Origin of the sequence: Cognatundibacterium luofuense (assembly GCF_018139685.1) — a bacterium.
Taxonomy (GTDB): Bacteria; Pseudomonadota; Gammaproteobacteria; order Burkholderiales; family Burkholderiaceae_D; genus Undibacterium; species Undibacterium luofuense.
Genome location: NZ_JAGSPN010000004.1, coordinates 197,947 through 224,840, shown reverse-complemented (window position 1 = coordinate 224,840; position 26,894 = coordinate 197,947). Strand labels below are relative to the sequence as shown.

Annotated in this window: 16 protein-coding genes; 7 read left to right on the top strand and 9 right to left on the bottom strand. The window is 52.1% G+C overall.

Going from position 1 to position 26,894, the window contains the following annotated elements; translation table 11 throughout:
• Window positions 1–17: 17 nt before the first annotated feature.
• The 7 genes from pbpC to KDM89_RS07750 form a co-directional block, all read right to left on the bottom strand.
• Window positions 18–2,228, bottom strand: coding sequence for a penicillin-binding protein 1C (pbpC, locus tag KDM89_RS07780; protein ID WP_212687375.1), 2,211 nt, complete (start codon window positions 2,226–2,228; stop codon window positions 18–20).
• Window positions 2,228–7,948 (bottom strand): alpha-2-macroglobulin family protein, encoded by a 5,721-nt coding sequence (locus tag KDM89_RS07775; RefSeq protein WP_212687374.1) that lies wholly within the window; start codon window positions 7,946–7,948, stop codon window positions 2,228–2,230. The genes pbpC and KDM89_RS07775 overlap by 1 nt, the downstream gene beginning before the upstream one ends.
• A 3-nt stretch (window positions 7,949–7,951) precedes the next feature.
• Window positions 7,952–9,838, bottom strand: coding sequence for an MFS transporter (locus KDM89_RS07770; RefSeq protein WP_212687373.1), 1,887 nt, complete (start codon window positions 9,836–9,838; stop codon window positions 7,952–7,954).
• 190 nt (window positions 9,839–10,028) lie between these two features.
• Window positions 10,029–10,775 carry a polysaccharide deacetylase family protein gene (locus KDM89_RS07765; RefSeq protein WP_212687372.1) on the bottom strand — a complete coding sequence of 249 codons (747 nt, stop codon included), beginning with the start codon at window positions 10,773–10,775 and terminating at the stop codon, window positions 10,029–10,031.
• Between the two features lies 1 nt (window position 10,776).
• Window positions 10,777–12,081 carry a hypothetical protein gene (locus tag KDM89_RS07760; protein WP_212687371.1) on the bottom strand — a complete coding sequence of 435 codons (1,305 nt, stop codon included), beginning with the start codon at window positions 12,079–12,081 and terminating at the stop codon, window positions 10,777–10,779.
• Window positions 12,078–12,782, bottom strand: coding sequence for a lipoprotein-releasing ABC transporter ATP-binding protein LolD (gene lolD, locus KDM89_RS07755; protein ID WP_212687370.1), 705 nt, complete (start codon window positions 12,780–12,782; stop codon window positions 12,078–12,080). Before lolD ends, KDM89_RS07760 begins: the two co-directional genes overlap by 4 nt.
• Window positions 12,775–14,046: a lipoprotein-releasing ABC transporter permease subunit gene (locus KDM89_RS07750; protein ID WP_329604633.1), complete on the bottom strand. Its 1,272-nt coding sequence runs from the start codon at window positions 14,044–14,046 to the stop codon at window positions 12,775–12,777. The genes lolD and KDM89_RS07750 overlap by 8 nt, the downstream gene beginning before the upstream one ends.
• Window positions 14,047–14,086: 40 nt before the next feature.
• Between KDM89_RS07750 and KDM89_RS07745 the strand changes: the two genes are divergently transcribed.
• The 3 genes from KDM89_RS07745 (at window position 14,087) to KDM89_RS07735 (ending at window position 18,898) form a co-directional block, all read left to right on the top strand.
• Window positions 14,087–15,061 (top strand): hypothetical protein, encoded by a 975-nt coding sequence (locus KDM89_RS07745; RefSeq protein ID WP_212687368.1) that lies wholly within the window; start codon window positions 14,087–14,089, stop codon window positions 15,059–15,061.
• Window positions 15,058–16,752, top strand: coding sequence for a single-stranded-DNA-specific exonuclease RecJ (gene recJ / locus KDM89_RS07740; protein ID WP_212687367.1), 1,695 nt, complete (start codon window positions 15,058–15,060; stop codon window positions 16,750–16,752). The genes KDM89_RS07745 and recJ overlap by 4 nt, the downstream gene beginning before the upstream one ends.
• Window positions 16,753–16,864: 112 nt before the next feature.
• Complete coding sequence (locus tag KDM89_RS07735; protein ID WP_212687366.1) at window positions 16,865–18,898, top strand: M13 family metallopeptidase; 2,034 nt, start codon at window positions 16,865–16,867, stop codon at window positions 18,896–18,898.
• A gap of 325 nt (window positions 18,899–19,223) precedes the next feature.
• On the opposite strand, the gene KDM89_RS07730 is transcribed toward KDM89_RS07735, so the two are convergent.
• Complete coding sequence (locus KDM89_RS07730) at window positions 19,224–20,237, bottom strand: site-specific integrase (RefSeq protein WP_212687365.1); 1,014 nt, start codon at window positions 20,235–20,237, stop codon at window positions 19,224–19,226.
• Window positions 20,238–20,376: 139 nt separating this feature from the next.
• Between KDM89_RS07730 and KDM89_RS07725 the strand changes: the two genes are divergently transcribed.
• The 4 genes from KDM89_RS07725 to KDM89_RS07710 all read left to right on the top strand — a co-directional run bounded on the left by KDM89_RS07725 (window position 20,377) and on the right by KDM89_RS07710 (window position 24,871).
• Window positions 20,377–21,465 (top strand): DNA-binding protein, encoded by a 1,089-nt coding sequence (locus tag KDM89_RS07725; protein WP_212687364.1) that lies wholly within the window; start codon window positions 20,377–20,379, stop codon window positions 21,463–21,465.
• A 236-nt stretch (window positions 21,466–21,701) separates the two neighbouring features.
• The gene (locus KDM89_RS07720; protein ID WP_212687363.1) at window positions 21,702–21,989 is read left to right on the top strand and encodes a FeoA family protein; all 288 of its coding nucleotides are present in this window, start codon (window positions 21,702–21,704) and stop codon (window positions 21,987–21,989) included.
• Window positions 21,990–22,009: 20 nt separating this feature from the next.
• A complete protein-coding gene (feoB, locus tag KDM89_RS07715; RefSeq protein ID WP_212687362.1) occupies window positions 22,010–23,893 on the top strand; it encodes a ferrous iron transporter B in 1,884 nt (627 codons plus the stop codon).
• Between the two features lie 390 nt (window positions 23,894–24,283).
• The gene (locus KDM89_RS07710; protein ID WP_212687361.1) at window positions 24,284–24,871 is read left to right on the top strand and encodes a hypothetical protein; all 588 of its coding nucleotides are present in this window, start codon (window positions 24,284–24,286) and stop codon (window positions 24,869–24,871) included.
• A gap of 391 nt (window positions 24,872–25,262) precedes the next feature.
• On the opposite strand, the gene KDM89_RS07705 is transcribed toward KDM89_RS07710, so the two are convergent.
• Window positions 25,263–26,864: an ABC-F family ATPase gene (locus tag KDM89_RS07705; protein WP_212687360.1), complete on the bottom strand. Its 1,602-nt coding sequence runs from the start codon at window positions 26,862–26,864 to the stop codon at window positions 25,263–25,265.
• Between the last annotated feature and the right edge of the window lie 30 nt (window positions 26,865–26,894).

The following is a 26,894-nucleotide window of genomic DNA, read 5'->3' as shown; positions in this document are numbered from 1 at the left end:
CGTGCTTTTCGCTGGACTTATTTCACCGCGTGCGGGCGTTGGGGCCCTTTCTTTGGTGCGAGTACAGCGCCACGCACTTCAAACGCAACCTGATCCAGTAATTCGCCTTTTTCATTCAGTAAAGACAGTTTGTGTTTACCCGGTACAGGAAACCATAAGGCACTTTGTTCCGCTTCGGGTTTGCCTTTGGTTTTGGCAGGCGCACTGATGATCTCTCCATCCATGATCAGAAAGCCGGTATCAACCGATGCCCGCAACTTCACTCGCTGATTGGGGGGCGGGATATCCGGGTCCAGTGCCATCACTTCCCCGGCAAACGGATACAGAATTTTCGGTGTTCCCCAGCTCTGATTACCTACCGTCATCCGGCTTTGCGCCGTGCCGGTCAGAAACCATTCTTTACGCGAGGCTTCCTGCTGATTGCTGTAACTGATCTGGGTTTGCTCGACACCGGGCGGCGGTGCTGGACGGTAGCGTTTTTGCACAGGCGTATCGTTACGATGCAGATAGCGGACGATATCTTGCCAGACTGGCGCCGCACCAGTGACGCCGGATACATCCCACATCGGGGCACCGGATGCATTGCCTACCCACACGCCAACCGTGTAACGGCTGGTGTAACCGATACACCAGTTATCGCGCATATCTTTGGACGTGCCGGTTTTGACGGCAGCCCAGACTTTGGCAGACAGCGCATTTTCCATACCGAAGGTAATCGCCCGCGCTTGCCGGTCGCTCAGCATATCACCTACGATAAACGCGGCAGGTGCCTGCAATACTTTGCTGACCGGAGCCAGCGGTTTATCCATACGGGTGCGGACATTGCTGTAATTGCCAAGATTCGCCAGCGTACGGTAAGCATTGGTCAGACTGAGCAGACTGACATCAGCGCCGCCCAGCGCAAGGCTATAGCCATAAAATCCTCCGGATTCTTTCAGCCCGAGGCCGAGTGCCTGCAAGCGCTGGAAAAATGATTCAGGCTGCAGATCCACCAGCATTTTTACGGCCGGAATATTCAGCGATGATGCCAGTGCGGTACGCGCGCTGACCACACCTTTGAAATGTTTATCGTAATTCTGCGGGATGTATAAACCGTAACCGGTATTGATACTGAGCGGACTGTCATCGATCAGCGAAGCGGCGGTGATGTATTTTTTCTCGATCGCCATTTCATACAAAAACGGTTTCAGCGTGGAACCCGCCTGACGCAAAGCAGTAACGCCATCCACTTCACGCGCATCGGATAACGCGCCGCTGGAACCAATCCACGCCAGCACATCGCCGCTGGCATTGTCCAGCACGACAACTGCACCATCTTCCACATTACGGTCTTTTAACGCCGCCAGCTGGTGCACCAGCGTATCGCGCGCATACCGTTGCAATGCTGCCGATAAAGTACTGCGCACGCTGCGTTCTTTGTCCGACAGCAATTGCCGCGCAAGATGCAGCGCCGCGCCGGGCTGGCGGTCTGAGCGGGATAAGCCGGATTGGTAAGACGCGCTGTTGCGGGAAAATGCGATACGAATCTGCCCTTCCAGATTCAGGCAGTATTGCGGTAATTTCTGCTCCTGCAGCAAACGGCATGCACGTTCCGCCACAACGGCAGGCGCAGCATTCGGTGCACGTATCAGCGAAACCGCAATCGCTGCTTCGACCTGATCAAGTCCGCTCGGATGTTTTTCAAACAGTGTGCGCGACATCGCATAGATGCCGCTGAGTTCGCCGCGAAACGGCACCATATTCAGATACGCTTCGAGAATCTGGTCTTTGCGCCATTCCCGTTCCAGTGCCTGTGCAATCACGGTCTGGTTCAGCTTTTGCCACAGATTGCGGCGTGCGCCGTCGCGCTTCAGGTCCGCTTCCAGCAATCCCGCCAGTTGCATGGTTAAGGTGGAGGCGCCACGGGTTTTGCTATTCCACAAATTACCCCACGCAGCGGCCGCAACTGCACTCCAGTCCACGCCGCTGTGCTCATAGAAACGCTTATCTTCTGTCAGAATCAGCGCCGTTTGCATGGCGGGTGAAATGTCAGCCAGTTTTATCCACTCGCCCTTACGCTCTTTAAAATCGACACGCAGCGTTTGCAGTAAAACACCCTGACGATCCAGCAACTGCGCATCCGAAGAGATATACCGGTTTTTAACCTGCTGAAAATTATCCATCGCACAGCTGCTGACCGGCATTGCGGTCAGCAGCAGGCAACTCAGAACAACACAAGAACGCTGCATCACTTCACAGTCAGACTGGCGTTGGGTGTTTCAGCAAAAATATCCGGTGAGTACATCACTTCAGCCCGGGTAGACGGCAAGCGGAACACACCCGGCTGATTCAGGCGAATCACATAGCTGGCGTTGATTTTGCCTTTCGGCAGCCATTGGTAATACGCACGGTAGGCATCAAAGCTGCGCTCTTCATATACCGGCGCATCTTTGTTGTCAGATACCTGAGCGCCTGCAATTTCCGAATCGCGACCGAGGCCGGAACCCATGATACTGGCGCCAGCCGGTACAGGATCATTCAGTACCACCCAGACCAGTTCTGCATTGGTTTCGATCTGAACATCAATGCGCAGCACATCGCCTTTACTGTATTGCCCCGGCGTTTTCTGTTCCAGCGCAGTGATTTTGCGGGTCAGACGTAAGCCGCTGAAGTTAGGGTTTTTCAGCGGAATAGCAGCAAGGCTTTGCAATGTCACCCACGGTTTACCTTTTCCTTCATGGTTCATTTGCAATGCCTGCTCACCACCACGCAGTTGTGCGGCCGGCACCAGAACTTTGCCTTCATTCGTCGTCCAGCTGAATGCCAGTGGCTTGTCCATTGCAGGCAATGCCGCTGTAGTCACACCGCTGACTTTCTCGGTTTCAAACGTACGGGCAAATTTTTCCAGAGCCAGCGTACCCCATGCATTGGCTGTGGTGGTTCCCCAGTGACCGGAATTCTGACGTTGCAGCGCTCCGTTCAGCAAACGCGGCATATCTTCTTTCCACTCCGGTTTATCCGCCATCGTCAGTAACAAACGCACCGCATTGCTGTTGCTGTTACTCATCAGCCACCACAGGTTATCGTTTTGCTCGGTATTAAAGACCATGCGCGTACCCTGATAACTGAGACGGGCACGCAGAATCTGGTCAGCTTCTTTGAGTAACTGATCACGCTTCGGAATGGATGTACTGCGACTCAAAATGGCGTACCAGTCCAGTACGGCGCTGGTTGGCCACAGATTCGGCGTAACAGAAATCGAACCCAGCATACGTGGTTGCACCGCCTGATAACGGGACAATGCTTCCAGCGCAGCCAGTTTACGGAAATCCAGATCAGTCAGTGGTGCCCAGTATTTACGGGTGATTTTCCCTTCAACAAAGTCACTCAGACCCTGCAGCATCTTTTTGCGGAATTCATCAGGAACCGGATAGCCGCCTTCCTGCGTGATCGCCAGCAAATACGCAGTCAGTGCATCACTGCCCTGCTGACCACTGTTTTGCAGCGGGAAGTAAGATGCCAGACCATTTTCATCCAGATAGGATGGCAAATCGTTCACCACTTTTTGCCACATCTGTTTATCCCGTAAACCAATCGCTTTCGAGGTACGCTGCTCCAGACAACTGTAAGGATAACGCTCAAAGTAGCGGCGCAAACCTTCAGAGCCATTGAGCAGGCTTGCACTGTAATTCAGCGCAATACCACCGCGGTCAGGCAATGCTTCTTGAGGACGGATCAGATTCATACTGAGGGTTTTATCGATCTGAACCAGTGTTGCCTGCTGTACCGTCACTGGCACGGCGGTCACACGCTTTTGCGTGAATTTCAGACTGTCAGAAGCGTGCGTTGCCGCGCCGGTTTCTTTTGCAGCAAATTCCCATTGCAAAGAGTCCGTTTCTGCATTGCCTTTGAGTAATGGTACGGTCACAGGCCAGCTGACTTCCAGCGATGAGCCGGCAGCGATTTTCACGCGTTGCTCAGGCAAAGTTTCCTGATCATTTTTCGCTGTTACGCTCAGTTGCATATCGCGTGCAGTTGTATTGCGCAATGTGAGCTGTGCGGTGTAGTTATCACCTTCACGCACCATCGGTGGCAGACCCGTAATGATTTGCAAATCCTGCTTTACCGTGAATGCCGTAGAACCGGTACCGAAGACATTGCTGGCATAAGTACCAACCGCAACCACACGGAAACTGGTCAGCGCATCATTTATCGGCACTTCAATTTCTGCATGTCCATTGGCATCCAGCACGAGATCCGGTTTCCACAGCAACAGCGTATCAATCAGTTCCCGCGTTGGTGATTTACCGCCGCCTCCGCCTGCCGCCACCGCTTTACGTCCGTAGTGGCGCTTACCAATCACCTGCATTTGTGCTGTTGCGGTCTCAACGCCATAACTGCGGCGCTGATACATGGCGCTCAGCAACTTCCAGCTATCATTTGGTTGCAACTCCAGCAATGCTTCGTCAACAACAGCAATGGCCAGCTCTGCGCCTGCTGCTGGTTTTCCATCCGCCAGTTTCGCATCAATTTTCACCCGTGCTTTTCCGCGCACAGCATAAGATGACTGGTCAGTTTGCACGCCAATCTTCATTTCATTGCCCTGATGGCTGACAAAAATTTCTGCCACACCGTATTTAAAGGCAGGTTTTGCCAGATCCACAGTCGTGGTTGGTGCCTGATATTCGCGGAATTCGTGCCACCAGTTAACCGGTTCTTTCCAGCCCCATGTGAAGAAGGAATACCACGGCACTTCACGCATACGTCCGCGCACCGCCAGTACCGACACATACACATTCGGCCCGTACTCCGCTTTGATCGGTACAGAAATACTCGGGTCTTTGCCGCTGATATCAACAGTAAAGGTTTCGATAATGCCTTCTCGCTCCACCGCCACCAACGCTGTCGCAGCGCGGAATGGCATACGTACCTGGAATTTGGCAGTTTCACCCGGCTGGTAATGTTTGCGCTCCGGCAGAATATCAATGCGATCCTGATTTTCACCATCGAACCAGCTTTCTGCACCGGAAACCCAGATGCTGGATTGCGTCAGAAACGCTTTGCCATCTTTATCGAGCGCCTTTGCTTCCAGATTAATATTGCCTGAGATTTTGAGATCCACTTCGCACAGGAAGTAGCCGCGTTCATCGGCTTTACCACTGCAAAGCTCACCGAGATCTTTCGATTCATCGAGATTTTCATAGGCATAAAAACCACCGACGATTTTCTTACGATGTGAAATCGTCAGTTCCTGACGGCCTTTGACGCTCACTCTGGTGCCCGGAGCAGGTTTGCCGTCCGTAGTCAGCGCAATCAGTTTGATTCTGGCTTTGTCACGCAGTGAAATCCAGCCTTCGGTTTTCACACCAAGCACAACAGCGCTTGGCCAGACTGAAAATTGCTGGCTGATGGTCTGGATTTCTCCATTCGGATCGGTGTAATTCATTTCTGCCAGCATCGTTTTCGGGCTGCTGATTTCCGGCAACTGATTCACAACAGTTTTCCCCGAGCCTGCCTTATCCAGACTGATCGCCTGTTTATTCGCGACGATGATCCGGTCTTCCGCATCGCTCCACTGGCCAAACTGGAAGTCCGCAAATTGCGGATATTGCAGCGTTCGTCCGGCCAGTATCGCGCTGACTTCGACGGGACGTCCGGCAGCGGCACCACCGTTCAGATAGTTCAGCTGAACCTGCAACGGAATTTGTTTCGGCGTTACCAGTAAACCGTTTGGCTGGGAAATCTGTCCTGTCATCGTCGGCAGCACAAATTCTTCGACACGGAAACTGCCAGTCAGATACGTGCCACTCGGCATACCCCATTCTTCATATTCCGGGCGCTTCTCCGTTGGCGGTGTGCTTTCAAGATACACTTCATACGTACCGAGTTTCGCTTGCTGCGGAATCACAAACTGCGTCAGCGCGGATTGATTACCGCGCCACTGCAACGGGAACACATACTCCTGTCCGCTGCCCTGATGCACGATGCGTGCTTTCACCGGCAGGTCTTTCGGATTCACATTTCCGAATCCGTTACGGGATTCAGAACGGAAAACGTGTTTCATCGAAACCGTCTGACCGGCACGGAACAGCGTGCGGTCAAAAATCGTATGCGCACGTTTGGTGGTGACAGGATTGAAATCGGTCGGGAAATTAAAACGGAAACTTTCTATCCCCTGATTCCAGCTCGATAATACAAAGGACATGTCTTCAACGCCTTTGCTATCGCTTATACGTGCGCTGGCAAAGAAACCCTGAATTTTTGCTTCGGTTCCGGCGATGGCAGGGCAAGCCTGATCTGAAGTCACAGCAGCGAGCACCGTTCCCTGTGCTCCGGTTTTTCCGTTCCAGATTTGTTTGCCGTGGCAATCTGAAATACGGATTTCAGCACCGGCAACTGCTTTGCCGTTATCGAGGCGGGTAACCCAGACCAGGCTGTTTTCACGTCCGGTTTTCAGATGCACAGCGAGATTGGTCGTCAGTGCACTGGTACGTACATACATAGGGGCATCGCGATCCAGCAAGGCTCGTCCGAGTAAACGCGACTCCACTTCAAAAATATAAAAGCCGGGTTGACGCATCGGAATGCCGACAACTTCAAACGGGCGTTTATTGTCAGGACTGGAAACCGGCAGATTGATTTTTTCGCTGCCTTTTTGCTGGTTCAGCAAAGACAAGGTGCGGGACTGCACATCTTCCTTGCCAATACGCAGCGTGGATTCATGATACTTATTCAGTTGCGCAATCCAGTCGATAATGGCGGCATCTTCAGTTGCTCGCAACTGTGTCAGCTGACCTGCCGGTTTTTTGCCGTCAGCCTGTTTCAGGCCAATTTCCTGTTCAACCTGACGTAAGGTCAGCGGCATTGCCGCATCTGGCCCCCATTCAACAATACCGAACGGAGCAGTCGCAAATTTCGCCAGTGGCGAAAAATCTGCGGTACGTATTTTCATAGGAAACTCTGCAGCATTGGAAAGCTTTCTGCCGCTTTCATCTGTCAGTGATGAGGGTAAATCCAGCAGCAGCTCCGCATTTTCTGTATAAGGCGGAGGAAAACTGATGTAGCTAAGGGTTTGCGCTTTTTTATCCTCTGCAGACAACACCGGCTTCAGTGTTGCTTTCGGTGTTTTCAGGGTGATTTTCTCAATCAGTTCACGCTTCACCGGTGTGTTGAACGTCAAAGTTACAGGCAGTACCGGTGTACAGCCAGCGCGGGCGTTCTCACGGATACAATCCATCTCCGCTGAAAATGCGGAGCGGACTTTGTATTGAAATTGCTGTTGTTTGGAGTTTGCAGGACCGCCTTCTGTACTGATAATCCCTTTTTCCCATACAACCCTGACTTCAGTCTTGCTCGGAAAACTTTGCTGACACTGAATTGCCGTGACTCTGTCATCACTGATCTTCAGATTCAGCGTATCAAGAATCGCTTTTCTGTCTTTACCTGTCAGCAGTTTGACCGGAATGCGCTCCTGTACTCCTTTGCGCTCACAATACACTTTTTCGCGAATAACAGATTCAGCGACTGGCGCCGAATGCTGCAGGATGAAGGCCTGATCCTCTTCAATATTGGCACCGGAATACGGTTGAATACGGCTTACAAAAGGCCCGCCGGTGGTAAAACTGTATGAGGTTTGCCCCTGAACAGGGTTGCCGGCCAAAGTGTTCAAGCCCGGTAATAGTCTGAACTGGCAATTCAGCCCAGAACTGGCTGGTTCAGAAAAGTCATATACCCAGTTTTTTTCATTAATCCAGCGTCCGTTGCCTTTCAGCTTGCACTGCACAGTGAACGGATCTTTTATTTTCGGATCACCGAATGCAATCATCGGTTCAGAGAACTGTACCCTGACCTGACTGATCTGCGTCACTTCACCCTGTGGCGAGAAACTGGCGACATTTGCCGCCTCAGAAACCGTTACAAAAGAAGTGGCAGCAATCAGTGCCAGCGCCGGACGCCAGTAAATTGTCATTATTTATCTCCAGTTTCCACGCAATGCCGTCACGCGCTCTTGCAAAATTTCCGGTGTTACTGCGGTCGGCAACATTGGTTCACCAACGACCAGTTCCAGACGGGAGAACGGGCCGCGCCGGAATGCACGTTCAAACGGATTCGTTTTATCGCGCGAAAAGATGCTGCCCCACAAGCCCCGCAATGCCATCGGAATCACCGGAACCGGCGTGCGCTCAATAATTTTCATGATGCCGCCTTTGAACTGATTAATGTCACCGTTACCGGTCAGACGACCTTCCGGGAAAATACAAACCAGTTCACCCTCTTCCAGCGCCTGTGCGATATCGATAAATGATTTTTCCATCAGCCATTTATCCTCTTTCGCCGGCGCGATCGGAATAGTTTTGGCTGTGCGGAAAATCCAGGAGATCAGCGGAATTTTGAAAATATTATGGTCCATCACAAAACGTACCGGACGCGGACTGCAAGCCATCAGCACAACCGCATCCAGATAACTGACGTGATTACAGACCAGCACTGCAGGACCTTGCTCAGGTATATGTTCTGTACCAATGCCGCGCACTTTGTGTATGGTATGAATCAGTATCCAGGCCAGGAAGCGCATCAGGAACTCCGGCACCAGACTGAAAATATAAGCAGCAACGAATACATTCAGAATGGCGGTTGCCAGAAAAATCTGCGGAATCGTGAAACCCTTTACCAGCATGGCGCTTGCTGCCAGTGATGCTACGACCATGAACAGCGCATTCAGGATATTCATGCCCGCAATTGTGCGTGACAAATGACCGGGTTCGCAGCGGGTTTGAATCAGGGCAAATAAAGGCACGATGTAAAAGCCACCGAACACACCAAGCAATACGATGTCGGCCAGCAAACGGATTGCGCCCGGTTGCGTAATAAACTGCATTGCGGTGACATCCTGCGCTGCGATATATGCCTGACTGGCCAGCGCCAGATCGATACCAAATACACTCAGACCAATCGAACCGAATGGCACCAGGCCGATTTCCACTTTATGACCGGAAAGCTTTTCACACAGCAAAGAACCTGCACCAATACCGAAAGAAAATACCGTCAGCAGCAATACGAAAACGGAGTGATCACCGCGCAGAAAATCTTTCGCAAATAACGGGAATTGCGCAAGGATAATCGCGCCGTAGAACCAGAACCACGAATTGCCGAGTAAGGATAAAAAGACTGGCCGGTTCTGTTTGCTGAACGCGATATTGCGTATGGTTTCCGTGACCGGATTCCAGTTCATTTTCAGACCAGGATCCGCTGCCGGAGATTCCGGAATGCCAAGACTGGCGATGTAACCGAGAATAGCAATCCCGATCGTTATGCCTGCGACCAGCATCACGCCGCCATCGCCATGTGAAACCAGCATTGCACCGAGTATTTCACCGAGCAGAATGCCGACGAAGGTGCCCATTTCGATCAGGCCGTTACCACCGATCAGTTCATCAGTATGCAAGTGTTGCGGCAGATAAGCGTATTTCACCGGGCCAAATAAGGTTGAATGAATCCCCATTCCTGCAACACCGGCAATCAGCACCCATACATTATGCTGGAGCCAGCCATAGGCGCAGACCAGCATAATGACGATTTCCAGCAGCTTCACTCTGCGTGCCAGCCAGCCTTTTTCTTTTTTATCGGCCAGTTGTCCGGCGGATGCGGATAACACAACGAAAGGCAGGATAAACAAGCCCGGAATCAACTGATTCAGCAGGCTGACCGGCAAGTTTGTCCAGTGCAAAGCATCAAAGGTCAGCACGGTTAACAACGCAGTCTTAAACACGTTGTCGTTGAACGCTCCCAGAAACTGGGTCCAGAAAAACGGGGCGAAGCGCCGTTGCCGCATCAGGGAAAACTGGCTATTTGAGCTCATGGTAGATTCAATTTTTGCAAAAACCTGTTTATTCTAACGAAGCTCTGCATGAATCCGGCAAAAATTTACATCATGAAACCAGCATTAAATACACAAGCTGCAATTGCATTTCCTTACGGAAATGCAAAGCGCCGGTGATGACAATCAGCACGTGCTCAGAGTGGGAGGAGGAAAGCTTGCCAGCGCGGTTTTAGCTGCGTCGCGCCTGTTCGAAATACAAAATGGCGTCACGGATTGTTTTTACTTCGCAGCCAGCACTGATTGCTTCTGCAATACAAAAACGCAGCAACTCAGGTGTTGCTCCCCATTGTCCGGGTTGATGAGTTACTTCATGCGTGTAAAAGACCAGCCAGCCTTTACGATGGGCTACATCCTGAATCAATGCCTGCAATGCCTGTTGCGTCATTTTGCCTTCATACAACGCCATTGCAGGCAAAGCGTAGACATCGGCACCATTGAACATGGTGCGGTTTCCGGTAATACGGGCATAGCCAAAATGCGATCTCGCCAGCAATTTTGAGGCAAAGCTGTATGCACCGAACGGAAATGCAAATCCGGATAAAGGCAACTGCAGGCGTTTAAAAAAATCCTGATTGCGCAGCAAGTCTGTCTGAATCTGATCCCTGTCAGCGCGCTCGCAATGCGTGTGTGAAAAGGTATGGCAACCGAGTTCATGTCCAGCCAGATGCAATTGCTGCAAAATATCTTCTGAATGACATTGCTGCCCTTGCTCAGTATGATCCGTCAAACCACCGCAAACAAAAAACGTTCCGCGAACACCGTGCTTTTCCAGTAATGCGGCGCCTTGCTCGCACGCGCTCAGCGGAACATCATCAAAGCTGAAGCTCACCACACCGCGCGGTGCATGAAATGGCAACCAGCTTTTTGCAAAATGGCGGGCAGCAAAACGACTGATTCGGCGTATCAGAGATTGCATATTATTGCCCTTCTGCAGTGCTGTAATGCTGCTGATACCGGCGCAGACGCAATTTGTCCGCACTGCCGATCTGATTTTCAAACGTGTATTCCAGTGCGAGACTGATAGTTCTCTGAGATTGGCGCAATCCGTCTTCATCGCGGTTAGAACGCTCGGCAATGCCGTCCAGCATGACACGCCAGCGAGGATCAAACTGCCATACTGCGCCTGCACCGAAGCGCTGTAATTTTTCATTACGCGTCGAATAGCCTCTCGCACGGATAATTCGGTCAATGAGCTGCTGCTCACTGTTCTGATGCAGGTAAGACAGATTCATTTTCCATTTCGGTGAATATGTCCAGCTCAGATCGAGTCGTTGTCCGGTTGCAGTCACATACTGAATCGCGGGATCAATCAGCGAATATGGCCGATTGAATACTTGCAAGTCAAAACGCAGCGATGGCGAGAAATGGTAAGTGCCACGCAGTACAACATTCGTCAGATAAGTGTCCCGGCTGTCATCAAAATGATACTCACGGCGAATTTTACCCAGATGCCCGCTGAATATGGTTTTTGTACTGTACAGCCACTCAATATCCGCTGCCAGTTCGCGCTCTTTGTAGCCCTGATCCAGGTCGGCGATTTGCCGCACGTCGCGGTCGGTATACTGGGCTTCCCCTTGACGTATGCCAGCCTGAACGCTGGAGCCTGTCGGCGATGTATAGCGCAGAAAGAACTGCCCGCCTTTTTCGCGGTTGTTATAAAGCTGATTAACAGCTAATTCATAGTTTGTCTGATTCCGGTACAAGCCCGCGTTAAACTGAAAGTCATTCATCAGTTTCCAGTAGGCGTTCAGATCAGCCTGCCGTGACGTGACCAGATCGCGATCTGTCAGGCTGCCATTGATGTACTGAAACAGTTTTTTTCCGGTACCTGTATGCGCTTGCAACAACATGTTATTGACGACGCTGACATCCAGCGTCGCGTCGGCGGCACCTTCGCGGTGGTTTAACTGGCTGTAATCTTTGTAGTGCACAGATCCCAGTGAGCCGGTCAGAATGAGTCTGGTCTGATCAGATGTCAGCGGTATCAGTACACCTGCACGCAGACTGGCTGCAGTGACCGAATCACCCGCCCGCAGATCCTGCTGAACAGGCCCGGGATTGGGATTGCCCGGTGGCGGATTATCGTAAAATTTGAACGGATTACTGTCGGTGCGCAGAGAGGTTTCCAGTTGCAATGCAAGTTCAGCAGCGCTGACGGGAGCAGCGAATACACTTGAAAGCACGAAAGCGATAAAGCTCATTTTCAGCGCATCACATTTCATACCAGTTCCTTTAATCCCTCAGATGTCAGGCGCAGTCTGCGGTCACAACGCGCTGCCAGTTGCTGATCGTGAGTCACGATAACAAACGCGGTTGCCAGCGTTTGCGATAACTCCAGCATCAGATCAAACACCTGCTGCGCTGTATCCGTATCCAGATTGCCGGTAGGTTCGTCGGCCAGTACGCAGGCTGGTTTGGTCACCAGCGCACGCGCCAGTGCAACCCGCTGCCGCTCACCGCCGGATAATTCGCCGGGTACATGTGTAATGCGATCGCCAAGGCCGACTTTTTCCAGCATTTCTTTCGCTTGCCGCTGTGCTTCATCACGATGACAACGGCGTATCAGCAATGGCATAGCCACATTATCCAGTGCGCTGAATTCAGCCAGCAAGTGATGGAACTGATAGACAAAACCCAATGCCTGATTACGCATTTCTCCGCGCTTCTTTTCGCTGATATCGTTGAGGCACTGACCAAGTAAATGCACTTCACCGGCGCTCGGCGTGTCTAAACCTCCGAGCAAATGCAGTAAGGTGGATTTGCCTGAACCGGAAGCGCCGACAATCGCGAGTCGTTCACCGGCATGGACATTAATGCTGACCTTATCCAGCACGCGCACAATGGCATTGCCTTCGGCAAAGGTTTTGCTGAGATTCTGGCCCGCAAGCACCAGATCGCCGTGTTGAATACGTAAATTACTCATAGCGTAAAGCCTCCGCCGGTTTGACTCTGGAAGCTTTCCAGCTTGGATATAAAGTTGCGACAAATGCGAGCGACACAGCAATTGCACTGATTTGCCAGACATCGGCCCAACGCAGATCAGATGGCAGGCTGGAGACGAAATACAGTTCACGCGGCAGGAAGGCCACGCCAAGCAAACGTTCGATGGCAGGAACAATCACATCAATGTGGAGTGCAACTTCAACACCGAGCAACACACCGCTGAGCGTACCGACGATACCGGTAATGCCGCCCTGAATCATAAAAATCTTCATGATCGACCATTGCGATGCACCAAGTGTACGCATGATTGCAATGTCGGCTTGCTTATCCGTCACCGTCATCACCAGCGTTGACACCAGATTAAACGCCGCCACTGCCACAATCAGCGTCAGGATAATGAACATCATGGTTTTTTCGGTTTTGACCGCTGCAAAATAATTGCGGTTTTGCTGAGACCAGTCGCGGATCAGCAAATCACCACTGAGGCTGCGCGAAAGTTCCTGCGCTATCTGCGGCGCTCTCAGCATGTCACTGACTTTTAAACGAATGCCGGTCGGCGCTGACAACCTGAAAAATTTCTGCGCATCATCCAGCTGCATAAATGCCATGCCGGAATCGTATTCGTAATGGCCTGCTTCAAAAATGCCAACGACGCGGAAAGCTTTGAGACTTGGCACAACGCCAGCTGGCGTCATTTGCATCTCTGGCGACGCCAGCGTCACTTTATCGCCAACGCCGACATGCAAACCTTCAGCCAGCGCGGAACCGAGAATGATGTTGAATTCACCTGCACGCAAATCCGCCCAGCTGCCGACTTTAATTTTGTCGGCAACTTCCGACACCTTTCGCTCTTCTTCCGGCAGTACACCGCGCAAAATGACACCACGCATGGTTTCATCGTGCAGAATCATCGCTTGCCCGTCGACATAAGGTGCAGCACCTTTGACTGCGGGATTTCGCAATGCTTCTGTTGCCGTCGTTTTCCATGTCGGCGCAGAGCCGCTTGGATCAAATACTTCGATATGCGCGACCACCGATAACATACGGTCACGCACTTCTTTCTGGAATCCGTTCATGACGGAAAGTACGATGATCAGCGCCGCTACACCCAGCGCGATACCAGCCATCGAAATCGTCGAGATAAAAGAAATGAAACGGTTTCGGCCACTGCGTTTGCCTGCACGGGTATAACGCAGACCGACCAGCCACTCATAAGGCAAATTTTTCACTATGTGTTGAACCACAAAATTCAGGTAGGCGAGAGTTTGCCATACAATCACGTCTATGAAAAATCTGACACTCATTTTGCCGTTTGCGATTCCGCCTGCGGAATTCCTCGCAGATTTCCGCAAATCACTGAATATGCCTGCCCTCTCCGGCCTGCTGGCCGGTCTGGAGTTATCCACTCAACAGGAATTTGACGACTTTTCGCCTGCATTGCCGCATGAATACTGGCAGGCTGGCTTACAAGCGGAGACGCCAGCGAACAGTCCGCCACTGGCGTGGCATTTTATGCAGGAAGCACGCCTTCCGGTCAGCGAGGGCTTCTGGTTTTTGCTGCAGCCAGTCCATATTCACGTCGCACGCGACCATCTGGTGCTGACGGATACTGAAAGGCTGGATATTCGTCCTGAAGAAAGTGAGGCTTTTTTTGCGATTGCCACCGAAGTCGCGCAAGAATACGGACTGACGCTGCAATACGGCAATGCGCAGCAATGGTTTGTGCGTGCTGATCGGTGGCGCGAATTACGGACTTGTACCAGCGCAGCTGCGTCCGGCCACAACATCGATATCTGGATGCCGCGCGGTGATGGTGAACGTCAGTGGCGCCAGTTCCAGAATGAAGTACAAATGCGCTGGCATGATCATCCGCTGAATCAGGAGCGCGAAATGCGCGGCTTGCGGACAGTGAATTCGGTCTGGATCTCATGCGGCGCAGATCGTTTACTGCCGTCGTTCCGTACATCTGCAATCTGGAACGGCAAGGCTGCCTCTGATAATCCGAGCACGCTACTGATCGACACGCTCAGCTCTCACGCACTGAATAGCGACTGGGGAATGTGGCTGGAGCAAATGCAGACGATTGATCAGCAATTGTTTGCACCGTTGCTGGCGGACATACGCGAAGGAAAATGGCAAACCGTCACCATCCTGATTTCGGATTCGCGCAGATTGTGTGAATTACGTTGCCGGAAAGTGCCTGGCTGGAAATTCTGGCAGCGCGGTTCGCTGGAACCCTTGTTCGGAGCGGCAGCATGACAACGATCGCCACCCGTCCATATCCTGAAGAGATCGCTCAGAGACTCAAAAGCGAAGGTATCCATCCGGTGCTGGCGCGGATTTTCGCAGCACGTGGCATATGCAGCAGCGCTGAACTGAATATGGAACTCGGCGCATTGCTGCCGCCTTCCGGATTAAAAGCGGTGCAGGATGCTGCGGTATTTCTGGCGGATTGTATTGCCACAGGCAAACGCATGACCGTGATTGCGGATTACGACTGCGATGGCGCCACCGCCTGTGCTGTTGCTATACGTGGCTTGCGCATGTTCGGTGCGCAAATGACGTATATCGTGCCGAACCGTTTTGAGTACGGTTACGGACTGACGCCGGAAATCGTAGAGCTGGCGGTTGCAACCCATGCGCCCGATGTACTGATTACGGTGGATAACGGTATTGCCAGCGTCGATGGTGTGAAAACAGCGCGTGACAAAGGATTGTCCGTACTGATTACCGATCACCATTTGCCCGGCGACACCCTGCCCGACGCTAATGTCATTGTGAACCCAAACCAGCCTGAATGTGGTTTTGACAGTAAATCGCTGGCCGGTGTCGGGGTCATGTTTTACGTGTTACTGGCATTGCGCGCCGAACTGCGTCAGCGCGGTGTATTTGATCAGCGCAGCCAGCCACGTCTTGATACTTTACTGGACTTAGTAGCGCTGGGCACGGTGGCGGACGTAGTCAGTCTGGACAGCAACAATCGTGTACTTGTGTCACAAGGCTTAAAGCGTATTCGTCAGGGACAATTCTGTCCGGGAGTTGCTGCACTGTTTCGTGTCGCTGGCCGCGATTTTCATCAGGCCACGCCGTTTGATATGGGATTTGCGCTCGGCCCGCGTCTGAACGCCGCCGGACGTCTGGCCGATATGTCGCTGGGCATTGAGTGCCTGCTGACCGACAGCATGGAGCGTGCGTGGGAAATTGCGCAGATGCTGAACGCAATGAATGCGGAGCGCAAACAAATCGAGCAGGACATGCAGGAAGTCGCGCTGATACAACTGGAGTTATATGGCTCAGACTCACAGCATGCGATTGTGGCCTTCGATGAAAACTGGCATCAGGGCGTGATAGGTATTCTGGCTTCCCGCCTGAAAGATAAGTTTTACCGTCCCGTGATTGCATTTGCACCGGGCGATACCGGATTGCTGAAAGGCTCTGGCCGTTCAATTGCCGGTTTTCATTTACGCGATGCGCTGGATCTGGTCTCTAAACGTTATCCGGATCTGATCTGCAAATTCGGGGGGCATGCGATGGCTGCTGGTCTGACAATTGTGCAGAACGATTTGCCGCGCTTCGCCAAAGCGTTTGAAACCGTTGCGCAGGAATGGCTGCAAAAAGAAGATTTACAAAAAGTTGTTGCGACGGATGGTTCGCTGACCGCCGATGCTTTCAGCCTGGATTTTGTGTATCTGATGGATCAGTACGTCTGGGGGCAATCTTTCCCGCCACCAACATTCAGCGGCGAATTCCGCGTGATACAGCAGCGCGTACTGAAAGAACGACATCTGAAACTGGTGCTGGAGCGTGAAGACGGCACCCGTTACGACGCCATCTGGTTCGGTCATAACACTTATGTGCCGGATGTTGCGCATGTTGCTTTCCGTCTGGATATTAATGAATACAACGGGACAACAAGGTTGCAGTTACTGGTAGAACATATCGAGGAATAGCGTTTTTATGTGACTGCGGGAACCAAGTTTCCGGTCCGTGGTCACAGACCTGCTGCACGGGCAAAGTTATATTGTCCGGCATTCAAAAAACTCACTACGAGGGGAATTCAGTATGAAAACCAAAATCGCACAGGCCGCAGCAATCCTGCTGGCAGGTCTGGCAAGTTCCGGTCTGGCACAAGCAGGCATGGACAAAGCCGGTATCGAAACCAGCTTCCGCGACACTACAGTGCGTCCGCAGGATGATTTTTACCGTCACGTGAACGGTAAATGGCTGAAAACAGCAGAAATTCCTGCTGACCGTTCCAGCGCCGGTGCTTTTATGGATCTGCGCGAAGCGGTTGTTCCGCGCCTGCATACACTGATCGAAAATCTGCAAAAGAAACCGGGCGCAACCGGCAGCGATGCGCAGAAAATCGGCGATTTGTACGCCAGTTTCATGGATACCCGCCAGATTGAAGCGGCCGGCCTGCAGCCACTGCAGTCAGAATTTGCCAAAGTCGATGCAATCAAAGACAAAGCGGAACTGCCTGCGCTGTTCGCATGGCTGAACCGCATCGCCGTGCTGGCGCCGCTGGATATTTCTGTGCATCAGGACAATAAAGATTCCACCAAATACGTACTCGACGTTGGCCAGTCCGGCACTGCACTGCCAGACCGCGATTACTACCTGAAGGACGATGATGCCAAACTGAAAGGCACACGTGAAAAGTATCAGGCACATATCGCCAAAATGCTGAAAATGTCCGGCGATAAAGAAGCCGACGCCCATGCAGCTGCGATTCTGGCACTGGAAACCGAATTTGCCCGCGCACAATGGACCAAAGTTGAACTGCGCGATCCGGTAAAAGCCTACAACAAAGTGGAACTGGCGAAACTGGGCGAAGTGACCACCGGTTTCGACTGGAATGCTTACCTGACAGCGCTGGGCGTTGCCGGCAAAGTGGATTACCTGATTCTGGCGCAGCCTAGCTACCTGAAAGGTATGAGCGATATTCTGGCGAAAACACCGCTGGAAACCATCAAGGTTTATCTGAAATGGAACCTGCTGGCATCTGCTGCATCTCAATTGCCACAGCAATACGCAGATGAAAGTTTTGCTTTCTTCGCGCAAACCCTGCGCGGTGTGCCACAACAGGAAGTACGCTGGAAACGCGGCGTGCGTCTGGTCGATTCCGGTATGGGTGAAAGCCTCGGCAAACTGTACGTAGAAAAATTCTTCCCTGCCAGCAGCAAAGCACGCATGGAAGAACTGGTTGGTAATCTGCTGCAAGCCTATAAAGACAGCGTTGGTACGCTGGACTGGATGAGCGATGCGACCAAAAAAGAAGCGCTGGGCAAGCTGGCTACCTTCATGCCGAAAATCGGTTATCCGAACAAGTGGAAAGATTACTCTGCCCTGCAAATCAAAAAAGGTGATGCACTGGGTAATCTGCGCGCCATTCGCAAATTCGCAGCGGATACTGAGCTGTCCAAACTGGGCAAACCGGTAGACCGTGATGAATGGGGCATGACACCGCAAACCGTCAATGCTTACTACAACCCGGAAATGAATGAAATCGTGTTCCCGGCAGCAATTCTGCAGGCACCATTCTTCAATCCGAAAGCGGACGACGCGGTGAACTACGGTGCAATCGGCGCGGTCATCGGTCATGAAATCAGCCACGGTTTCGATGATCAGGGCGCACAGTACGATGGTCAGGGTAACCTGCGTGACTGGTGGACGAAAGAAGACCACGAAAAATTCGCGGCCAAAACTGCTGCACTGGTCAAACAGTACAACGGCTACAGCCCGATTCCGGGTTACAACGTCAATGGCGAACTGACTCTGGGCGAAAACATTGCGGATAACTCCGGTCTGGCCATAGCGTACAAAGCGTACAAACTGTCGCTGAAAGGCAAACCGGCACCAGTCATCAACGGTATGACCGGCGAACAACGCTTCTTCATGGGCTTTGCACAAGTATGGCGCGGCAAAATCCGTGAACAGGAAGCGATCATCCGTATCAAAACCGATCCGCACTCCCCTGGCGAATTCCGCGCCAACGGCACCCTGCGTAACATGCCATCGTTCTACGATGCATTCGGTGTAAAACCAGGCGACAAACTCTACCTGGCACCAACCGAGCGCGTATCGATCTGGTAATTGTTTGCGCTCAGCTGCGTTTGTTCAGGCAAATGCAGCTAACAGCGCAGAAACAAAAAAACCGTCTGTTGTGATGACAGACGGTTTTTTATTGCCCATTTCATTTCAAATGCTCAATCGTCATGCCAGCGACAATGCCAGCTCATTTTGAGGCGCAGATGCCCGCCAGTGTTCGGAGAACTCCGAAAGAGCCTGAAAACACTAAAAAGTACCCTAAATGCGGACTTTGGCACAGCGATCTGGCGGTCGTCGGCAGAAAGTCTGGCTGTACGAAATGGCCATATGACGATATTTGCATAATCGCCGACCGTAAATCTGTGCGTGCCTACGGCTTTCGTTTAGCAATCTGCGTGACCACGCTTTCCTCGAACAAGTCCGCGTCAGCAATGTAGCGATGGACGGTAGTATCTGAACGCCAGCCGCCCTGACGTTTAATGGCGCGGAAACTTGCTCCGGCATGGTAAGCCTCCGTCGCCATGCCGCGGCGCAGGCTGTGGCTGGAAATGGCTTGCGCGGGACCGGCCGCATCCTGCAAATGCTTTTTGATCACGAGATTGATGCCATGTCCGGTCATAGCGTTTGCGCTGAGTTGCCCCCACTGATTAATGGCACGGAAAACCGGCCCTTGCGTAATGTCTGCTGCCGCAAGCCAGCGCTTCAGCAGCGTGGCAGCACAACTGGCTTCATTGGTGTAAGGAATGGCTTTCTGCAAACCTTCACCGGTCTGATCCGTTTTTGAGCGCGGCAGCAGTATGACGACGCCGCGCCTCTCCCACTGAAAATCTTCCGCTGTTAACGCTGCCAGCTCAGAACGGCGAAAACCGCCGGAAAACCCTAAACACAATAAAGCCATATCGCGTTGTGTGGCCAGATCACCCTGCTTATTCAGGCGCTCGCAAACCGAGTTCAGCATGGCGCTGTCAATTGGCGCTGCCTTCTTCGGCGGACTGCCGTGGGTGCGGCGAATGCCGGTCAGCAATTTGCGGATATCCGGTTTTGCTGTCGGGTCATCGAAACCTTGAAGGGTATGCCAGCTCGACAGCGCAGCAATACGCAGGCTGAGCGTGCTGCTTTTCAGGCTGGCCGCATGTGTGAGCAGATAGTCGCGCAGCATTTGTTCCGTCGCAGGTAAGACAAACCCTGCCCTCAGAAACTGCCGGATCGCGGTCTGATACGCACGCCGTGTATTCGGGCTGGTGGCAGCCGCCAGAAATTGCTGGTGCAGCCTGGTGTATTCCCCGGTATTTGCCAGTGCGCTCGCATCGTTTTTTGAGGCGATTTTGTTTTTTTCTGAGGAAATACCGGCAAATGCACTATTTTGAATTTTGCGTAACGACATAGGTAATCAGCGTTGTTGAGCTTTACTTACTTCCGATAATATACATTAGCGTAAGTTATAACGTCATTTTTTTCTGAAATTATTATCGTAATTTGCTACACTATTACGTATTACGTTATTCATTACTTTATTTGCAGATATGGCCAGATCCGGAATCCTTTATTCAGACGTTGCAAAAGCCGCCAGCCAGTTAACCGAACTCGGGCATCCGGTCACGGTCGATAATGTGCGCAAAATGCTGGGCGATACCGGCAGCAAAAGTACGATTGCGCCGTATCTGCGCCAGTGGCGGGAAAATCATGCACTGGAGAGCGAATCTTCCCGCCTGAAATTACCCCCTTCCCTGCTGTCTGCGGTTCAGTCTTTGTATGAAGGCATGCAACAGGAGGCGGAAATCCGTTTCACGGAAGCAGAAAAACTGCACGAAGAAACGCTTGCAAGCATGCAGGCTGAGCTGCAGACGCTAAAGAAGCGACTTGAGGAAAGTGCGCAGGCACATCAGGAAGCGTTGATGGAATTGCGCCTGAGTCAGAAAGAACATCGTAAAACACTGGAAACGCTGGAGCGCGAACGCCTGCAAAGTCTCGCGCAGCAACAGCAAATCACCCTGCTGAATCAGCGCCTGTCCGACAAGTTGCAGCATCTGCAAACACAGGAAGAACAATTACAGCAGGCACACCAGCAGTTTGAGCATTTTCAGGCTGCGACCATGCGTCAGCGTCAGGAAGAAACGGCGATGCACGAAGGCCGTCTGCAACTGGCAGAACAACAATTGCGCAAAACACAGGCGCAGCTCAGTGATGTACAAGCGCAGTCCAAATCCCATGAAACCGACTTGCATAACCTGAGTCGTCTGTATGAAGCAGCGCTAACCTCGCAGGCACAACTGAAGCAGCAGCTGGAATCGGAAAAATCCCAATCACTAACACTGAAACTGCAGTTACAAAGCAGCGAAGAACAGCAAAAGCTGGTGCGCGCGCAGGCAGAAGAGCATGAACAGCGTCAACTGACGCTGGCAACCGAAAAAGCGCGACTGGAAGAACGCCTGCATATGCTGGAACTGGAAATGCAGCGCATGCAGGAAAGTCTGGGGACGCGGGAGCAGGAGCATCAGACTTTGCTGAGTACCGTCGCCGATCTCAGTGCCGCGTTGGTGCACCCCGAAGCGGAAGCTAAAGAAAAGCCAGCCGTCGCATCCCGCAAGCGCCGCAAACCGGCAGCAGACTGATCGCCGCGGTTGCCGAGGCAGTGCGCACTTGATTCTGATTCAGTCTGCGATCAAGGCACATCAACATGCTTTTTCTCTGAAAAGGCAGGCATTTCGCCCGCCTTTTCTTGCGTCACCACAAGAATCTTCCGGATACCCGCCCTGCCCTCATGGATTCAATCTAGAATGATTGCAGCACAAGAGTTATTGAGATATATTCTCATTATCATTTCGAATTAACCTTTCCCGCCGCTGCCATGAGAAATTCCACCCGCACTGATGGCGTCCAGTCCACACTGGATCAATTGAAAGTTGGAGAATCCGCCATTGTTTCCGGCATTTGCAGCCACGCTGCTCCTCATGCACCGGAAGCGCAGCTCACCGAAATCTCCCGTCGTCTGAAGGAACTCGGCTTTGTCGCCGGCGAATCGATTCGCGTTTTGCATCGCGGCTATTTTGGCGGCGAACCGGTTGCGGTACGGGTTGGTCAGTCCACTTTTGCCCTGCGCAATTTCGAAGCAGCCCTGATCGGCATCACTAAATAAAGTTCACGTGGTATTCATGCATGGCAACACTTCCGAAGGCAACACCCCGGATTGCGCTGGTTGGCAATCCTAACTGCGGCAAAACTGCTCTCTTCAACCGCCTGACCGGCGCCCGTCAAAAAGTCGCCAACTACGCAGGCGTTACTATCGAACGTAAAGAAGGTCGCTTCCTCGCCCCTGATGGCAAAGAATGGCGCATTCTCGATCTGCCCGGCACTTACAGTCTGCGTGCCGTCACGCCGGATGAAAAAATCACAGAACAGGTTCTGACAGGTCATCAGAAAGATGAATCTGTTCCTGATCTGATTCTGTGCGTAGTTGATGCATCGAATCTGCAGCGCGGCCTGCGACTGGCACTGGAGCTGAAAGCACTCGGTCATCCGATGATGCTGGCGCTGAACATGATGGATATCGCGGCTAAAAAAGGCCTGGAAGTTGATGTGCCGCGTTTGTCAGCCCTGCTGGAAATGCCTGTCGTTGAAACCGTAGCGGTATCCCCGCAAGGTATCCGCGCACTGTGCGCTGAACTGGAAAATTTCGCTGGCAGCCTGCCGGATCAGCCACCGTCTGCGCTTGAGTTAAAAGCGACTGACCCTGAAGTGAATCACGCAGAAGTTAACCGGATTCTGAAAGAAGTGATGCACGCTGCCAGTGACAGATTCGATCACTTCCGCAGCCTGAGCTACAAAGCAGATCGCTGGGTTTTGAATCCGGTTACCGGTCCTTTGATTTTCGCAATACTGATGTTTCTGGTATTTCAGGCGGTTTTTGCGTGGGCGCAAATTCCGATGGAATTCATCAAAGGCAGCATGGAAGATCTCGGTACGCTGGTTGAAACCCATATGGCGCCGGGCGTTTTGCAGGGCTTGCTTGTCAAGGGTGTTATCGGCGGTGCGGGTAGTGTGCTGGTGTTCCTGCCACAGATTCTGATTCTGTTCTTCTTTATTCTGGTCATGGAAGACTCGGGCTACCTGCCACGCGCTGCCTTCCTGCTGGATCGCTTAATGGGTAAAGTCGGTTTGTCCGGCCGCGCATTCATTCCTCTGTTATCGAGTTTTGCCTGCGCCGTACCCGGCATTATGGCAACCCGCACAATTCAGAATCCGCGCGACCGGCTGATTACCATCATGATCGCACCGCTGATGACCTGCTCTGCCCGCCTGCCGGTGTACGCCCTGATCATTGCGGCCTTTATTCCCGATCGCGAAGTGCTTGGCATCATGAATCTGCAAGGTCTGGTGCTGTTCGGTTTGTATATCGGCGGTATCGTATCAGCCATGCTGGTTGCACTGTTCTTTAAACACCGCTGGGGCAATGCCGCACCGAATCCGTTAATGCTGGAACTGCCGGATTATCGTTTGCCGAATGGCCGCAATCTGGCGCTGGGATTATGGGAACGCGCGAAAGTCTTCGTCACCCGTGTCGGTACGATTATTCTGTCGCTGATGGTGATTTTGTGGTTCCTCAGCAGCTTCCCGGGGGCGCCGGAAGGCGCAGACAAGCCGGAGATTTACTACAGTATCGCCGGTTATCTTGGTCGCGCGCTGGAAGTTGTGTTTGCACCGATCGGCTTTAACTGGCAGATTTGTATTGCTTTGGTGCCGGGATTGGCAGCACGCGAAGTCGCTGTGGCTGCGCTCGGTACGGTCTATGCGTTATCACAGAGCGGTGAGCAATTAAATCAGGCACTGGAGCCGCTGATTGCGCAATCCTGGTCTTTGCCAACTGCACTGTCATTGCTGGCATGGTATGTCTTCGCGCCACAATGTATTGCGACGCTGAGTATCGTTCGCCGCGAAACCAACTCGTTGCGCTATCCGCTGATGATGGCTGGCTATCTGTTCGGACTGGCGTATGCCGCTTCTTTCATCGTTTATCAGCTGTCCCGTATTTTGTTAGCCTGATATGCAAACTGTTCTGACAGCGTTAATTGTTTTGCTGTGCGCATGGCATCTGGCTTTACGCTGGATGCCGGCTAAAACGCTGGCGGCGCTGCGAAAAAAGGCCGGAAATACCATTTTCCGGCGACTTCTTCCCAAGGCAGCACCCGCATCCTGCGGCAGCGGCTGCGACTCCTGCGGCGACTGTCCTACTGAAAGCACGCAGCATCAGCAGCAATTCAAGTCCATCCCTGTCCGCGTACAAAAATCTGACTGACGGTATTTTTGCTACATTCAGAGGCAAAGTTCGTACCCAAATACAACATTGCCCACAAGTACAATAGCGCAAAGCCGTCAGGTCAGATATGCTGATTTCCCCCGATAGTGTCACAAGCACGGCAAAGAAATCAGTGTATGCTGGATACCATTTACGATAAAACCGACAAAGGCCGCGAAGAAATCGCTTCGCGCAAATTTGGCTTATCTGTCAAAACCCGATCGTTGCTACTGCTGATCGACGGCAAAACGCCGGCCAATGATTTACTTGCGAAGCTTTCCTCTGTCGGGCTGGATATCAGTCGTTTCGATGAATTAATCGAAGGTGACTTTATCGGCCCGAAAGCTGTTCCGGAGCCGGAAGCCCAGCCTGCCTTAGCAACCAGCACACCCCAAGCCGAAAGCAATTCTGCTACCACTGAGTCAGCCAGCGCGTTCCGCGAAGGTATGAGTGACGCGGACCGGTTTCAGGCTGTCTATCGTTTTTACAATGAGTCAATTAAAGCCAATCTTGGCTTCCGAGGCTTCACGCTGCAACTGAAAGTGGAAAAAGCCGCTGACATGTCGGATTTTGAGCAATTGCGCATTCCGTTTCTGAAAGCAGTCATGAAAGTCTGTGACCGCGATACCGCTCGCAAACTGCGCGACAGGTTAGATCCGCTGCTCTACCTCGGCGACATTCACCTCGACAGCTTTATCGAAGTCAAAAAGAACGCTGCCGAGTAAGCCTTGCGTATCTCAATCTGTGAGAAAAAGCACCTGATTCATGTTGATCAGGTGCTTTTTCTTTTGCATCCTGCATCAGGCAAAGACAGGCGTTCTTCAGCTAATTTGTATTCTTGCGTATCTGCGGCTGGCAGCAGATACGCATGTCGTCAAGCGTTACCGCGTCATACACCTGGTATCCGGCAGACTCAGCCGTTTATGATGTCAAATGCGGCTTTCTGCATAGCGATCTGGCGGTCGTCGGCAGAAAGTCCGGGCTTCCATACATGATGACGATTTCAGCGTAATGCCTGCCATATCTTCATGAAACACAAGCCGTATTTTCTGGTTCGTAGAAACAAAAAAGGCTGAGAAAATCTCAGCCTTTTTAAGATCATCAGTACAGTAATGATTACTGGATACCCTGACTGGTCAGATACTCTTCGTAAGTACCTTTGAAATCGATAACCTGGCCATCTTTGATTTCCAGAATACGGTTTGCCAGCGACGAAACAAATTCACGGTCATGCGAAACGAAAATCAGCGTACCGGCGTATTTTTCCAGCGCGATATTCAGCGATTCGATCGATTCCATGTCCATATGGTTGGTTGGCTCGTCCAGCAGCAACACGTTATGACGACCCAGCATCAGCTTACCGTAGAGCATGCGGCCTTTTTCACCACCGGATAAGACTTTGACCGATTTACGGACATCATCGCCACCGAACAGCAAACGACCGAGAATCGAACGAACAGCCTGATCATCATCGCCTTCTTTTGTCCACTGACCGATCCAGTCAGTCAGATTCAGATCGCGCGCAAATTCTTCTGCCGGATCTTGCGGCATATAGCCTACCGATGCATTCTCTGCCCATTTCACCATGCCATGATCGCCGGACAGCTGTGTAATGTCAGTGCCGCCGATACAGCGCAGCAATGTGGTTTTACCCGCACCGTTGGCACCGATAATCGCGATTTTTTCACCGGCTTCCACCATGATGTCGAAGTTGGTAAAGATCTGACGGTCGTATTTCTTTGCCAGACCCTGCACTTCCACAGCCAGACGATGCAGCTTTTTCTCACCTTCAAAACGCACAAACGGATTCTGACGACTGGAAGGCTTGAACTCTTCAACTTTGATCTTGTCGATCTGTTTCGCACGCGATGTCGCCTGACGTGCTTTGGATTTGTTTGCAGAGAAGCGGCGAACGAAGTCCTGAAGTTCAGCGATTTTCTCTTTTGCCTTCGCATTATTCGCCAGTGCCTGTGCACGTGCCTGCGATGCAGCCAGCATGTAGTCATCGTAGTTACCCGGATAGACTTTCAGCGTGCCGTAATCCATATCCGCCATGTGCGTACAAACCTGATTCAGGAAGTGGCGATCATGGGAAATGATAATCATGGTGGAATTGCGCTCGTTCAGCACATCTTCCAGCCAGCGAATGGTGTTGATATCCAGGTTATTGGTCGGTTCGTCGAGCAGCAATACGTCCGGATTCGAGAACAGTGCCTGAGCCAGCAAGACACGCAGTTTCCAGCCCGGTGCAATCGCACTCATCGGCCCCTGATGCAGGTCGATCGCAATACCAACGCCCAGTAACAGTTCGCCGGCACGGGATTCCGCAGTATAGCCATCGAATTCAGCGAAGCGCGCTTCCAGATCCGCAGCACGCATGTAGTCTTCGTCAGTTGCTTCCGGATTGGCGTAAATAGCGTCACGTTCAGACATCGCAGCCCACATTTCAGTATGGCCCATCATCACAACGTCCAGAACGCGCATGTCTTCGTAGGCAAACTGATCCTGTTTCAGCTTACCGAGACGGATATTCTGGTCCAGAATCACGGAGCCGGCACTAGGTTCCAGATCGCCGCCAAGAATTTTCATGAAGGTCGATTTACCACAACCGTTCGCCCCGATCAGACCATAACGGTTACCTTCACCGAATTTGACGGAGATATTTTCGAACAGGGGCTTTGGCCCGAACTGCATTGTAATATTGGCGGTAGAAAGCACTGCTTTATCCTTTTATAGAAATCTGAAACA